At 51.3% G+C, this 14,315-nt stretch carries 15 protein-coding genes; 11 read left to right on the top strand and 4 right to left on the bottom strand.

Features of this window, described 5'->3' with window-relative positions:
- Positions 1-12 precede the first annotated feature (12 nt).
- The 3 genes from AC16KF_RS06205 to AC16KF_RS06195 all read left to right on the top strand — a co-directional run bounded on the left by AC16KF_RS06205 (position 13) and on the right by AC16KF_RS06195 (position 1,476).
- A complete protein-coding gene (locus tag AC16KF_RS06205; RefSeq protein WP_484036428.1) occupies positions 13-549 on the top strand; it encodes a hypothetical protein in 537 nt (178 codons plus the stop codon).
- A 63-nt stretch (positions 550-612) separates the two neighbouring features.
- Positions 613-867: a CopG family antitoxin gene (locus AC16KF_RS06200; RefSeq protein ID WP_484036427.1), complete on the top strand. Its 255-nt coding sequence runs from the start codon at positions 613-615 to the stop codon at positions 865-867.
- Between the two features lie 66 nt (positions 868-933).
- Positions 934-1,476: an MOSC domain-containing protein gene (locus AC16KF_RS06195; RefSeq protein WP_484036426.1), complete on the top strand. Its 543-nt coding sequence runs from the start codon at positions 934-936 to the stop codon at positions 1,474-1,476.
- Positions 1,477-1,487: 11 nt separating this feature from the next.
- On the opposite strand, the gene AC16KF_RS06190 is transcribed toward AC16KF_RS06195, so the two are convergent.
- The 3 genes from AC16KF_RS06190 to AC16KF_RS06180 are packed head-to-tail and all read right to left on the bottom strand — an operon-like array spanning position 1,488 to position 3,861.
- Complete coding sequence (locus AC16KF_RS06190) at positions 1,488-1,907, bottom strand: very short patch repair endonuclease (protein ID WP_484036425.1); 420 nt, start codon at positions 1,905-1,907, stop codon at positions 1,488-1,490.
- A 14-nt stretch (positions 1,908-1,921) separates the two neighbouring features.
- A complete protein-coding gene (locus AC16KF_RS06185) occupies positions 1,922-2,923 on the bottom strand; it encodes a restriction endonuclease (RefSeq protein WP_484036424.1) in 1,002 nt (333 codons plus the stop codon).
- Positions 2,920-3,861 carry a DNA cytosine methyltransferase gene (locus AC16KF_RS06180; RefSeq protein ID WP_484036423.1) on the bottom strand — a complete coding sequence of 314 codons (942 nt, stop codon included), beginning with the start codon at positions 3,859-3,861 and terminating at the stop codon, positions 2,920-2,922. Before AC16KF_RS06180 ends, AC16KF_RS06185 begins: the two co-directional genes overlap by 4 nt.
- Before the next feature lie 683 nt (positions 3,862-4,544).
- Between AC16KF_RS06180 and trpE the strand changes: the two genes are divergently transcribed.
- From trpE to trpA, 8 genes are all read left to right on the top strand, one after another.
- The gene (gene trpE / locus AC16KF_RS06175; RefSeq protein ID WP_484036422.1) at positions 4,545-6,017 is read left to right on the top strand and encodes an anthranilate synthase component I; all 1,473 of its coding nucleotides are present in this window, start codon (positions 4,545-4,547) and stop codon (positions 6,015-6,017) included.
- 245 nt (positions 6,018-6,262) lie between these two features.
- Positions 6,263-7,315, top strand: a complete 1,053-nt coding sequence (gene trpS / locus AC16KF_RS06170; protein ID WP_484036421.1) for a tryptophan--tRNA ligase — start codon at positions 6,263-6,265, stop codon at positions 7,313-7,315.
- A gap of 73 nt (positions 7,316-7,388) precedes the next feature.
- A complete protein-coding gene (trpD, locus tag AC16KF_RS06165) occupies positions 7,389-9,002 on the top strand; it encodes an anthranilate phosphoribosyltransferase (protein ID WP_484036420.1) in 1,614 nt (537 codons plus the stop codon).
- Complete coding sequence (trpC, locus tag AC16KF_RS06160) at positions 8,999-9,808, top strand: indole-3-glycerol phosphate synthase TrpC (protein WP_484036419.1); 810 nt, start codon at positions 8,999-9,001, stop codon at positions 9,806-9,808. Before trpD ends, trpC begins: the two co-directional genes overlap by 4 nt.
- 279 nt (positions 9,809-10,087) lie before the next feature.
- Positions 10,088-10,714, top strand: a complete 627-nt coding sequence (locus tag AC16KF_RS06155; protein WP_484036418.1) for a phosphoribosylanthranilate isomerase — start codon at positions 10,088-10,090, stop codon at positions 10,712-10,714.
- 55 nt (positions 10,715-10,769) lie between these two features.
- The gene (gene trpB, locus AC16KF_RS06150) at positions 10,770-11,960 is read left to right on the top strand and encodes a tryptophan synthase subunit beta (RefSeq protein ID WP_484036417.1); all 1,191 of its coding nucleotides are present in this window, start codon (positions 10,770-10,772) and stop codon (positions 11,958-11,960) included.
- Between the two features lie 58 nt (positions 11,961-12,018).
- On the top strand, positions 12,019-12,684 hold the full coding sequence (locus AC16KF_RS06145; protein ID WP_484036416.1) for a hypothetical protein: 666 nt from the start codon (positions 12,019-12,021) through the stop codon (positions 12,682-12,684).
- Between the two features lie 174 nt (positions 12,685-12,858).
- Positions 12,859-13,653: a tryptophan synthase subunit alpha gene (gene trpA / locus AC16KF_RS06140; protein ID WP_484036415.1), complete on the top strand. Its 795-nt coding sequence runs from the start codon at positions 12,859-12,861 to the stop codon at positions 13,651-13,653.
- Positions 13,654-13,838: 185 nt separating this feature from the next.
- On the opposite strand, the gene AC16KF_RS06135 is transcribed toward trpA, so the two are convergent.
- Entirely contained in the window at positions 13,839-14,222 is a 384-nt protein-coding gene (locus tag AC16KF_RS06135; protein WP_484036414.1) for a nuclear transport factor 2 family protein, read from the bottom strand.
- Between the last annotated feature and the right edge of the window lie 93 nt (positions 14,223-14,315).

The following is a 14,315-nucleotide window of genomic DNA, read 5'->3' as shown; positions in this document are numbered from 1 at the left end:
ATAATCAGCTTCATGTTCACAAAGAATTCCAGAAATCGCTACGACAAAAAGGATTCGCTGGAACTCGGTCGCCGCGCGGAGGATTCCTTTGCGCGGCTTGCGATTCGGCACGGATTCAAAGTCACGGCTTCGTCTGAAAAGGGAAATATTGACGAACATTTTGATTACGTCATCGAGCGGGATGGAAAGTCCCATAAAGTGGATGTGAAAAGTATCAAGCGCAAGTCACGGGAGGACAAGGAACTTCAAGATGAATTTTTGTGGATCGAGTTACATAGTGTTCGGGAAAATAACAAAGGCTGGCTGTATGACGGCAAGGCAGACTTGATCGCCTTCGAACTTGCCAATAGTTTCCGCATCGTAGACCGCATCGAACTGCTCGCCCTCGTCGAAAAACTCGTGGACTTCGACGCGAAAGTGGATTCACCAAAGGATGCGCTGTACAAAGTCTATTCGCGCACGTCGCGCCCCGATCTGTTGACGATGATCAAGTCGGAGGATTTATTGCAACTCCGTCATGCGGAGTGGGGGAAGCTCGGCGGGGATTGAAACCCCCCGCCTATTCTTACAAAGCCCGCTAAAGCGGACTTTGTTTTGTTGTATACTGTCTCTATGCCTGCAAATAAGACTTCCGTTTCAAAAGGCGACTCCCCTGAAAAATTGGGCGAATTCTGGGACAAGCAAGACTTCACCGAATTCGACGATCCCAACGCGCCTGATGTCGAGTTTCATGTTTCTGTTGCAATTCCCGTTGAGCCAGACTTACTTTCTGATATTGAAGAATTGGCACACAGGCGCGGAATCAACGTGGAAACCTTGGTCAATCTTTGGTTGAAGGAAAAACTTGTAGAGTCGAAGGTGGGGTAACTTCATTGGGAATCGAGGAACAGGCACATCAATTTGACGTGCCTGTTTTATTGTATACTGCCCCACATGGAATCGATCATCACTGCCGTCAGTCTCAGTTCGGGACATACCTTCAGCAAGTCAACTCAAAAAAGTATCCGCCTGATCGCTGGCGTGGGCGTGGATGGGGACGCGCACTCGGGTGTCACGGTCAAGCATCGCTCCCGCGTCAAGCGTGACCCGACCCAGCCGAACCTGCGACAAGTCCATTTGATTCACGCGGAGTTGCACGATGAACTGAACGCGCAGGGATTCAACGTCTCGGCTGGGCAGATGGGGGAGAACATCACCACCCGCGGCGTGGACTTGCTCGGTCTGCCGACAGGGACATGTCTGCATTTGGGGAAAGAGGCGGTGATTGAAATAACTGGTTTACGCAACCCGTGTTATCAGTTGGATGATTTTCAGAAAGGTTTGCTCAAAGCCTGCCTTGACCATGACGAAGAAGGAAATCTAATCCGCAAGGCGGGTGTGATGGGGATTGTGCTGGCAGGCGGCGATGTGTTCCCGAATGATTTGATTCGGGTTGAGTATCCAGAGGGGGAGTTTCGGTCGCTTCAGCCAGTCTAAGTCGAAGCGGGCTACCGAGCCTGATTTATGAGAAAAAGAATGTGATTTAATTTTCGAACGTACTTGCGCTTTTTGATTTCACATTCCCAGATTCTAATAACTTTCCACCCATTCCTTCTTAATTCCTTTGTTACAAAACCATCCCTCAGCTTGTTATGAAGGATTTTTTCTTTCCAATATTTATTGTTATGGCCAGGTTTGCGAATCCTGCAAGTGTGACCGTGCCAATAACATCCGTCGACAAACACGATAGTTTTATGTTTTGGGAATACAAAATCTGGTTTTCCAATTAGATTGACGTTTCGCCGCCATCCAGAAATCTTGAGTGATCTAAAAATACTTATAAGCGCAAGTTCGGTGGACTTATTGCCTTTCGAGCGGACCGCGCTCATTACTTGCGAACGTTTTTTCGCGTTAAAAACATCGGTCATAATACCGCTTCCGATTATTTTGATAAAAACAATTTTTTAGAAGGCTTCCAATCTTTAGCTATGGCGTCCGCTTTTTCAAGCCAGCGGCGGATCCTTTTTTCTGGAGGAACTGATTCGCCCCAGTATTCTACAAAGAGAGCGTCATCCATTCGTGACGCGGCTTCTAGCATTTCACCCTCGATTAATTTCAAGGCTCGTTCGATGTAAAGACCGCCTGAGTCGTCATTATCTGGATTTGCCACACTTCCAGCGGAGAAAAGGTCTCGCGCCTGATGAGCGACAACTCCGTGATATGTCAACAGGTACAGAACAACATCATCGTATTTGTTTCTGGAACGTCCTGAAGCGACAATGCCTGGACAGAGTAATACGGCTTCGGCTCGAAGACGTTTTTTCTCATCAACGGAAAGGCTTGTGTAAAGGCGGGCTTGAATTGGCAAGGTGTGTTCAGCGTCGGGGGTATCTTCCAGCCACCATAATCTTTCTCCTTCGCCGAGACGCGAGCGCGCGTACGCGCGAATGTGTCCCATTTTTTCTTCCATTGGGAGATGGCGAAATTCGTCGTAAGTAATCCCCATTAAATCGAACAGAGAGCGACTGGCGAAGAGTTCAACTTCAAAGCGCGGCACATGCGAAGTGCGGACATGAATTACGCTTTGCTCGTAATCCCCCCAACGTACTTCGGGCTTTCCGCCCATTTTTCCGAAAACTAAATAAACCTTCTCGACCGATTCAATGCGATTGGTTTCCAACACGCTATTGGCGACGCTACGCCATGTGTCATTTAAAGTGAATTTGACTTCAACGCCAAATTGTCCTATCGCAATATCTGGAAAAGCCTGTGGATGAGGTTCTGTGCTGATTGAGATTGACGAATCGTCTTTGAACAACTCGCGTAAAACCTCGCGAACTCGATTCTCAAATTGATCAGCCTTTTGAAATGTTTTCCTGTTGGCTTCGGCTGTTAGTTTTTTGCAGGCAACATCTAGAGTCTGCTCAAATTCTTCTTGATTCATTGTTCGCTACTTAGCAAGGTGTCTAGTACGGCGTTTGCCATGTGCCATGCCAACACTGGAGGAACGGCATTTCCTACCTGTCGTTCTGTTTCCCGCAATTTTGAGTCGAAAATGAAATTATCTGGAAACGATTGAAAACGAGCGGCTTCGCGCATAGAAATTCTACGCGGGAGGGCGTAGTGAAATTGTATATTTCCGTGACATTCGGCTCGGATGGTATAGCCTGGTCGGTCTGCTTTGAGTTTGCGATTGCCTTGATCGGAGCTTTTGTTTGCAAAACTCCAGATATGATTGAATGACTCGTCTAGCCCGATGGCTTCGAGGTCCCCGATTGCTTCTTGTGAAGTAATATGTTCATCGCTTACAGGAATGGGGGGAATAAATTTATTGATGTCTGAACGCGTTCCCACAATAAAGACCCGTTCGCGTGTTTGAGGAACGCCATAGTCCGCCGCGTTGTAGAGTTGATAGGTGACATCGTAGCCAAGCGCGCGAAAGTCTGTCAAAATTTGCTGTAGGGATTTCTCGTTGTGTTTCATCAATAGCCCTTTGACATTCTCGGCTACAAAAATTTTCGGACGAACTCGCGACACGACTTCAACCATTGCGCGGTACAGCCCGCTTCTTTTTCCCTCGATCCCCAAGCCTTTTCCGTTGATTGAAATATCCTGGCAGGGAAATCCGCCTATCACAACGTCCGCTTCCAACGGTATTTCATCCATCATCTTCCAAATATCGCCCTCGACAATATGCTCGCCGATATTTTTCTTGTATGTGCGGCATGCGGCGCTATTTAGATCGTTTGCCCAAATGATTTCAAAAGGCGTTTGGGAATAATCTTTTCCAAGAAACTCGAATCCCCCGCTAAACCCTAAATCCATTCCCCCGCACCCAGAGAATAAAGATATAACGCTGATGGTTCGTTCTTCGATTAACATTTATTTAATGCTCCTAGAAAATTTCCATTGAGAGTTTCTATTATAGCAGTTTTGTAAATCCTCTTGACATCCTCCTCCCTCCGTCATACAATCCCGCCCAACATAATTAAAAACGCTGACGAGGACGAGTACGTTTCAAAGCGATTTTCAGAGAGCCGAGCAGAGGATGGTGCAAGCAAGGCAAAAGCGCAGAAGCCGAATGGACCTCCGAGTTGTGAAGTGAAAGATACTAGAGAATAGATAGTTAGAGACTAGTATCGAGTACCAGAGACGGGAACTGCACCCGTTACCCCGCAGAGTTTCTTAGCGAGATAGAAAGTAGACGAGTAGAGACTAGATAACTAGTCCACTATCGAACTAGCAAACTACAAGAGTGACGCTGGCTTTGACTTCCTGTGTGCATCACGCAGGAATTTTTTGTTAAAGCAGTAGGCGTTAACTTGGGTGGCACCACGAGACTCCCCTCTCGTCCCAATTGGACGGAGGGGCTTTTAATTTAATCGTGAAAGAATTAACCGCGAAGAGCGCAAAGCGCGCAAAGAAAACCAAAAGATTTTTCTTAGCGACCTTAGCGAGCCTAGCGGTTCAAGAAGAATTATAAAGAATTAACCGCGAAGAGCGCGAAGAACGCAAAGATTTAAAAGGTCTTCTTAGCAGGCTTAGCGGTTCAAAAAGGAGCGTTTATGCTACTCGAAGCAACTGCTGCCACAACCCAAACAATCATCCGCGAAATCAGCGCGGACCTTGAGACGCCCATCAGCGTGTACATGAAACTGCGGGGAGAGGGCGCGTCGTTTTTGCTCGAGTCCGTCGAAGGCGGGGAGCGGATCGCGCGTTACTCGTTCATCGGCGTTCAACCCAAGGCGCAATACATCATCCGCGATACGGACATCGAAATCAAAGATGAATACGGAGTACGCAATACGCAATATGAAGGCGATCCAACATTATTTCTCCAACAAGAAATGAATCGCTTCAACTTCAAGCCTCAAACAGGCGTGCCGCGATTCATCGGCGGGATGGTGGGCTATCTCGGGTACGAGTCCGTTCGGTTTTTTGAACCAACTCTCCAGTCGAGAATGAACCGCAACGCGATACGCAATACGCAATCCGCAGTACGCAGTATCCCCGATGGCATCTTCCTCCTCGCCGACACCATCATCGCGTTCGATCACGCGCGGCGGAGTCTGTCTCTCGTTGCGAACGTCCTCGATGGCGATGTCGAATCCGCAAATCGAAAACTGGATGAGATCGAGTCGCGCATCCATGCGCCGCTTCCTGCAACGCAACCGCGTGAAATAAAAAATTCAAAAACAACTTCGAACATGACGCAGGGACATTACGAAGACATGGTGCGCGACGCGCAGGAGCACATCCGCGCGGGCGATATTTTTCAAGTGGTGCTTTCGCAACGCTTCACGCGCGAAACGAACGTCGAGCCGTTCGATGTCTATCGCGCCGTGCGCCGCCTCAACCCGTCGCCGTACATGTTCTTTTTTGATTTCGGACTCGTGGACGATGAGCCGCTCTTCATTGTCGGATCGTCGCCTGAGATGTTTGTGCGTTTGGAGGGACGAACCGCTTCACTCCGACCGATCGCTGGGACGCGCCCTCGTGGAGCCGACTCTGCCGCCGACGCCGCGCTCGCGCAAGAGTTGCTCGCTGATCCGAAAGAACGCGCCGAACATGTGATGCTCGTGGACTTGGGTCGCAACGACTTGGGACGCGTCTGCGAATATGGTACAGTCAAAGTCTCCGATTTTTTCACCGTTGAAAAATATTCGCACGTCATGCACATCGTCTCGCACGTCGAAGGGAAGTTGAAGCCCGACCTCACCGCGTTCGACCTGGTGCGTGCCGCCTTCCCCGCTGGGACAGTCAGCGGCGCGCCGAAAGTCCGCGCGTTGGAGATCATCTCCGAACTCGAGCCCGACGCGCGCGGCGCGTACGCAGGCGCGGTCGGCTACTTCGGCTTCGACGGCAACATGGACACCTGCCTCGCCCTCCGCACGATGATCGCAAGAGGTAATTCGTTCAGCGTCCAGGCAGGCGCAGGCATCGTCGCGGACTCAAATCCCAACACGGAGTTTCAAGAGACGGTGAATAAAGCAAGCGCGATGTTGAAAGCGATTGAGATGGCAGAAGAAAATAAATGATGAAGGAGAAAGGATGAAGGCTTGCATTGAGCGAAGTCGAAATGATGAAGTCGCTGTTACGAGTTACGCGATACAAGATACGTCTCTCCTCAGCGTTGAGTCTCCAGTCTCTAGTCTCCAATTCTCCAATTCTCCAATTCTCTAATTCTCTAATCACCAATTACCAATCACCAATTACCAATTACTCCACCCGCCACGTAACTCGTACCTTGTAACCCATATCACACAACGAAAGGAACTTACCCATGCCCACCAAACCCCGCCTCCTCACAGGTGATCGCCCCACAGGACGCCTCCACCTCGGTCACTACGTCGGCTCGCTGGAGAATCGTGTGCGACTGCAACATCAATACGAATCCTTCTTCATCATCGCGGATTTGCACACGCTCACAACGAAACCCGAACCGCAATATATCAAAGAGATTCCAACTTTCATCAAAGAGACCGTGTTGGATTATCTCGCCGTCGGCATCGACCCCGATGTCAGCACAATATTTGTCCAATCGGCGATTCCTGAAACATATCAACTGAATCTGCTCTTCGAGATGCTCGTTACCGTGCCGCGCCTCGAACGGATGCCCACACTCAAAGACATGGCACGCGACGCCAACATCGACTCGATGCCGTTCGGTCTGCTCGGTTATCCCGTGTTGCAAGCCGTGGACATTTTGCTCCCTCGCGCGCAAGTTGTCCCCGTCGGGCGCGACAACCAATCGCACGTTGAACTTGCGCGTGAAATGGCGCGTCGCTTCAACAACCTCTACGGCGAAGTCTTCCCCGAACCCGACTCGATCATCGGCGATGTCCCACTCCTCGTCGGCACAGACGGACAGGGCAAGATGAGCAAGTCCCTCAGCAACGCGATCTATCTTTCCGACGATGCCGAGGCCGTCAAACAAAAAGTGATGAACATGTACACCGATCCGAAGCGTCTCCGCGCCACCGACCCAGGAACAGTCGAAGGCAATCCTGTGTTCATCTATCACGACGCGTTCAATCCCTCCAGAGCCGAAGTGGACGATCTCAAGGAGCGTTATCGCGCTGGCAAAGTCGGCGACGTGGAAGTCAAGCAGAAACTCGCCGTCGCCATCAACAACTTCCTCGAACCGATCCGTGAGAAGCGTGCCTACTTCCTCGCGCATCCCTTAATTCCCAGCGACGTGCTCGCGCATGGCATCAGCCGTATGCAAGCCGAAGCCAAAGCGACCATGCAACTCGTCCGCGAGAAGACAGGCTTGTCCTATTCCCTCGATCTCTTCGCCGATCAAGTGGATATTTTTGGAGAATACGACAACTAAAGGTCGAAAGTCACAAGTCAAAAGTCGTCCGACCTTTGACCTTTGACTTTCGACTTGGATAAGGAAATCAACCATGCTAGTTCTAATCGACAACTACGACTCCTTCACCTACAACCTCGTCCAATACTTCGGCGAACTCGGCGCGGACATTCGCGTCTTCCGCAACGATCAGGTGACGATGAACCAACTCATCGCGCTCAATCCGAGTCACCTCGTCATCTCGCCAGGACCAGGCGAACCGATCAAAGACGACGGCATCTCCTCCGACGCCATCAAATACTTCGACGGCAAGATTCCCGTGCTCGGGGTGTGTTTAGGGCATCAGTCGCTGGGAGCAGTTTTCGGCGGGGAAGTGAAGCGGGCGTCCCGTCTCATGCACGGAAAAACATCCAAAGTGACTCACAATGGACAGGGAATCTTCAAAGGCATCCCGTCGCCGTTTGAAGCGATGCGATATCACTCGCTCGTCGTCTACGATCCCGTGCCATCCGAACTCGAAGTGACCGCTATCACGCCCGAAGAAGAAATCATGGGACTCAAACATCGTGAGCATCAAACATACGGCGTGCAGTTTCATCCCGAATCGATTCTCACCGAACATGGCAAGCAATTGCTCAAAAATTTTCTCGATCTGAATCCCGCTCCTGCCGCAAAAGGAGAACCATCCATGCTCAAACCTTTTATTGCTAAAGCCATCAATCGGGCAGACCTCACTGATGTTGAAGCCGAAGAAGCGATGAACGTCATCATGACGGGACAAGCCACGCAAGCGCAGATCGGCGCGTATCTTGTCGCGCTCCGCATGAAGGGCGAGACGATACCTGAGATCACTGGCTCTGTGCGTGCGATGCGCGCCAATGCGGTGAAGGTCAAACTCAACACGAACGAATCAATTTACGACATCGTCGGCACAGGCGGCGACGGAGCGCACACGTTCAACATCTCAACAGCCGCCGCGTTTGTGTTGGCGGGTGCAGGGAAAAAAGTTGCCAAGCATGGCAACCGCGCCGCATCGTCGCAATGCGGAAGCGCCGACGTTCTCTCCGCCCTCGGCATCAGCCTCGAACTCACGCCCGAACAGATCGCGCAAGCCATCGAGCAGATCGGCGTCGGATTTATGTTCGCCGCAAAATTTCATCCCGCCATGAAGCACGCCGTCGGTCCGCGCAAAGAGATCGGTCAGCGCACCATCTTCAACATTCTCGGTCCGCTCACGAATCCCGCTGGCGCAAACATTCAACTCACGGGCGTCTTCGATCCAAAACTCACCGAGCCTCTCGCGCAAGTCCTCAACGGACTCGGTTCCAAAGCCGCCCTCGTCATTCACGGCGCGAATCATCTCGATGAACTCAACACAACGGGCATCAATAAAATCAGTCATTTGAAAAATGGCGAAGTGCAAACATACGACTTGAATCCAAACGATCTGGGTCTTGCATCGTCAACAGTTCAAGACCTGCGCGGCGGCACGCCCGACGAAGCGGCTGTGATGATGAAAGCGATTCTCTCCAATCAATTGCAGGGCGCGCGGCGCGATGCCATCCTCCTCAACGCCGCCGCCGCGCTCGCCGCCGAGTCGGGCGATTTCAAATCCGCATTGCATGAAGCAAACGAATCACTGCAAAGCGGCAACGCCCTCAACAAACTCAACGCCTTGATTGAATATTCAAAAAGTTTTGCGCAATGAGTATTCTCGAAAAAATCATCGAGCAAAAAAAGATGGAGATAGCGGCGCTCGACGCCTCAGCCTTACGCCGCGCCGTCGACTCTTCTCCTACGCCTCGAGATTTTCTCGCCGCACTAAAGCGCCGCCGCTTCTCTCCCCGCCCCAGCCTGATCGCCGAACTCAAGCGCGCCTCGCCCTCCAAGGGACTCCTCGCCCCCCACCTCGACCTCTTCCAAGTGGCAGACCTCTACACCCAAAACGGAGCCTCCGCCATCTCTGTGTTGACCGACGAAAAATTCTTCATGGGCAATCTTGAAACTCTCCGAGAACTCCGCACTCGAAACTTGAAACTTGAAACTTCGCACGTGACACCTCTCTTGAGAAAGGATTTCATCCTCCACGAAACCCAACTCTACGAATCCAGAGTCAACGGCGCAGACGCCATCCTTCTCATCGCCGCCGCCCTGCCCGATGATTCCCTCTTCGCTGATTTACATACTCTCGCTCTTGAATTGAAATTGACAGCATTGGTTGAAGTCCACGATGAAGCCGAGACCGAACGTGCCTTGAAGATTCCCAACATCCAACTCATCGGCATCAACAACCGCAACCTCGCCACCTTCGACGTGTCGCTCGAAACGACCGAAACCCTCCGCCCGATGATTCCCCCCGATATTGCTGTTGTTGCTGAATCTGGAATCTTCACCGCCGAAGATGTTGACCGCCTGGCAAATGCAAATGTGGATGCAATCCTCGTTGGCGAAGCGTTGATTACTTCGGAGGATATTGGCGCGAAAGTGAGAGAACTTTCAGGAATGGACACGTAGGTCATGCTTGCAGCGTGACAGATAAATTAATGGAATACGTCACGTTGAAAACGCGACCTACCAATCCCGAAGGGATGAAATGATTGTAATAATGCCGTACCGAATCGCAAATCCCGAAGGGATGACAGGATTATGTCACTCCTTCGGAGTTTCAAAATCGTTTATGCCTAATTCTAGAATCATGCTACCCCTTCGGGGTTGCAATAATTCGTAACGCGACATTTATGTCGCGTTTGCAAGGAAAAGCGACACCGCGAAGCGTGTCGCAGTACAAAACCTATGACCAAAATCAAAATCTGCGGAATCAAAACATTGACCGATGCCCTCGCCGCCATCCACGCGGGAGCGGATTATTTGGGATTCAACTTCTATTCCAAAAGCCCGCGCTTTGTTGAGAAACAAAGCTGCGCTCAAATCACTGCTGTTTTGAAAAAAGAACATTCGCACATTAAACTTGTTGGCGTGTTTGTCAATTCGTCGGTGGAGGAAGTGAAGGACATTCTCGCAACCTGCTCGCTTGATCTGGCGCAACTTCACGGCGATGAAACGGTTGAGATGTTGAATGAACTCAATGGCAAAGCATTCAAAGCATTTCGTGGAATCCCTGAAAACATAATTGGCTTTGTGAGAACTGAGTCGCCCGTATTCTTGCTGGATGCTTCCGTGAAGGGCATCTACGGCGGGAGCGGAGTCACTGCCGATTGGAACGGCGCGGCGGAGTTGGCGAAGACGTATCCGCTGTTGCTGGCGGGCGGACTCACGCCTGAGAATGTCGCGGAGGCGGTGAGCCGAGTCAAACCCTGGGGCGTGGATGTGGCTTCGGGGGTCGAATCAGCCGTCGGTGCGAAAGACGCGGGGAAGATGTCCGCATTTGTGAAAGCCGTCCGAGTCGCAGAATCCAAATAGAAAGTGGAAAGTGGACGAGTCGAATTTCTACTTTCCACTTTCCAAGAGAGAAATTATGACAACACTTTTATCCCCAAAATTTGGAAAGTACGGCGGACAATTCGTCCCCGAAACGTTGATGCCCGCGTTGATCGAGTTGGAAGAGGCGTTCGTGGCGGCGAAAGCGGACGCGGCGTTTCAATCGGAGTTCAACAAATTGATGGCGTCGTTTGTCGGCAGACCTACGCCGTTGACGTATGCAAAACGATTGTCGGAAAAATTGGGCGGCGCGCAAATCTATTTGAAGCGCGAAGATTTGGCGCACACGGGCGCGCATAAAATTAACAACGCGTTGGGACAGGCATTGTTGGTGAAGCGGATGGGGAAGGGACGCATCGTGGCTGAGACAGGCGCGGGGCAACATGGAGTCGCGTCGGCGACGGCGGCGGCGTTGTTGGGATTGGAATGTGTCGTATACATGGGTTCGGTGGACATTGCGCGGCAGGAGCCGAATGTGTTTCGCATGAAGTTGTTGGGCGCGGAAGTGCGACCCGTGAACTCTGGGACAAAAACGTTGAAGGACGCGATCAACGAAGCGATACGCGATTGGGTGACGAATGTGCGCGACACACATTACTTGCTTGGCTCGGCATTGGGACCGCATCCATACCCGACCATCGTGCGTGAGTTTCAATCGGTGATTGGAACGGAAGCGCGAGAACAGATCATGATGGAAGTGGGACGCTTGCCCGATACTGTCATCGCATGTGTCGGCGGCGGCTCGAACGCGATCGGCGTCTTCAGCGGATTCGTGGACGATGAACAGGTCGAGTTGATCGGCGTCGAAGCGGGCGGAAGCGGAATCGAAACAGGCAAGCACGCGGCGCGATTCGGCGACCCGTCGAAGGGGCGCGTGGGAGTCATTCACGGCACGCGCACGTATGTGTTGCAAGATGAAGATGGTCAGATCGCGGAGACTCATTCCGTCTCGGCAGGGTTGGATTATGCGGCGGTCGGACCTGAACACGCGCTGATGCGCGATACCGAACGCGCCTTTTACACATCCGCAACGGATGCGGAAGCGTTGAGCGCATTTCAGATGTTGTGCCATACGGAGGGAATCATCCCCGCGTTGGAGTCGTCTCATGCTGTGGCAGAGGTCATCAAGCGCGCGCCGAAGATGAGGAAGGATCAGGTGATTCTGGTGAATCTTTCGGGGAGAGGGGATAAGGACTTGAATACGGTGATAAAGGAGATTGGAGTTTGAAAAGTTGATAAAATTCCTGTTGATAACGTAAAAATAATCAACGGAGGAATACACCGAGATGCTTTTACAAACTCTGCAAGCAGTTGGATATTTGACGCTACTGGCTATTCTGCTTGTTCTTTGGGGACAGGTCATTCGTCGGCGTGAACCGCGCAATTTTTGGCTGTTCTTTGCATGGGCATGGACGATGAATCTGCTGGGCAACATTGCGTGGATCGTTCATGACCTTGTCACGGGTGCGGCGTTATCCACATTTTCTCTTGTGGATGTATTCTATATCGTTCGTTACGCGCTGGTTGGGCTTGCGCTCTGGTTGTATCCAGTCGCGTTAACTCAAAAGACTTGGAAATGGGTCGGCTCAGCCGCCCTGATCACAGCCGTGCTGGTGTGGGCTTTTTATTTCCGTTCAGCGATGGCAACCAACGGCGGAGATTGGATCGGCTTTTTAGGGTTAGCCCTTTACCCAATGTTCGATGCCGTTTTAATTGTCGTTGCCTGGCAACGAGCGCGCGCTTCGCGCGAGACCATTTGGCACGGAACCGCCTGGCTTTTGTTCTGCGCTGTAACCAGTTATGGCATTGCCAACACGCTCAACCTCACCGAGTATGTTTTTCCCCCGTTATCGGGCGGCATAGTACCGAATATATTTTGGATTCTGACCGATGTATTTTTATTGGTCATGGCGTTGAGCGCGAGTTCAAGAAAAAAAGAGATTAGAGATTAGAGGTTGGTTTCGATACGGCGGACGAACGCCGCCTGCCCCTCGATAAACTCAGGATACTGCTCGACCAACGAATTTGGATGAATAAAAAAATGAATCGCTAAGAGCGCAAAGGACGCGAAGAAAACCAAAAGATTTTCTTAGCGATCTTCGCGTGCTTCGCGGTAAAGAGGAAAAATGGACCGAATCGAAACTGCCTTCAAGCACAAACCGATCTTCATGCCCTACTTCCCGCTGGGTTACCCTGACTTGGACACATCCATTGACGTGATCGAGGCGCTCGCCAATAACGGCGCGGACTTGATCGAGGTGGGGCTGTCGTTCTCTGACCCGCTCGCCGATGGACCCGTGATTCAGCACGCCACACAAATTGCGTTGGAGATGGGAATCACGGTCAAGAAGTCGCTCGAAGCGGTGAAGGAGTTACGTCAACGCGGCGTGGATATTCCGCTGATCTTGATGGGTTACTACAATCCCATGCTGGCGTATGGACTGGAGAGATTCGTCCATGATGCGGTGGAGGCAGGCGCGGATGGATTCATCGTCCCAGATTTGCCGATGGAGGAGGCGGAGGAATTTATGTCCGTTGTAGGGGCGGACGGCAGTCCGCCCCTACCGTTGATTCCCATGCTTACGCCGACCTCATCATCCGAACGTATGGAAAAAATCGCGCGCAATGCAAAAGGATTTATTTATTTAGTTTCGGTGACTGGAATAACAGGAGAAAGAAAAACAGTCGCTGAAGGATTGTCGGATTTAATTGCAAATGTCCGCCAACATACGGATATTCCTGTGTGTGTGGGATTTGGGATCAGCACGCCTGAGCAAGCGCGTGAAGTTGGTCGAATGGCGGATGGAGTCATTGTAGGAACGGCTTGTGTGAGGACAATTGGAGGAAGTGAAAGTCCCGTTGATGCGGCGAGGGAGTTGGCGAGGATGTTTCGGGAGGCTTTGCGTGAATCGGCGGGATGAAGCCCTGCCTCAGTGCGTGGAAGTCGGCTAAAAGCCGACTCGCTCGTCAGCCCGCAGGGCTTCCATGTGCTGAGCAAGCGGCTTTAGCCCTGCGGTGTTGAGGCGGCGAAACAATTTATTGCTGAGTTCCGAAGCGCATTGACCCGATAAGATAATCTTAATTTGGAATACCCCCTTCTGAAATTTTAAGGACGAACTGCAAAAAGTACATTCACGATCAGCCATTGACCATCCTGCCTGGCAAGGTGAATGTATTCCATATATTCTCCCGACGCCACTTTGACCGTTGCGATTTCCTCATAGCAATCCAAAATGGTAATTGTCCAGGTTTGTTTCTCGGCGGGCGTGTCACTTCCACCGCCTTTTGACGTGTCATCCACCATGATCTCTTTGGTGAGATGGAGCAGATATTGCTTTCCTGCCTCGTCCAAATCGATGGCGCGTTTTGCCAGCCCTTCATGCAAACAACGCCTCATTCGTTCGGCATTGGCTGAATACCAGCCAACGTAATAATCCTCCACCGCTTCGTGGATGGCTTTGATGTCCGTATCTCTTGATTGAGTGTTCATGTTTTGATCCTTTCAAAGACCTCGGCTTTATTATGACAGTCTGGCAGGTATTCTCCCTGCCAGACTGTGTTGGTATTCCACCCTGTATTACGA

This window comes from Candidatus Defluviilinea gracilis (assembly GCF_057138825.1).
Note: the sequence above shows the minus strand (reverse complement) of the source record. Positions and strands in the feature narration are given on the sequence as shown.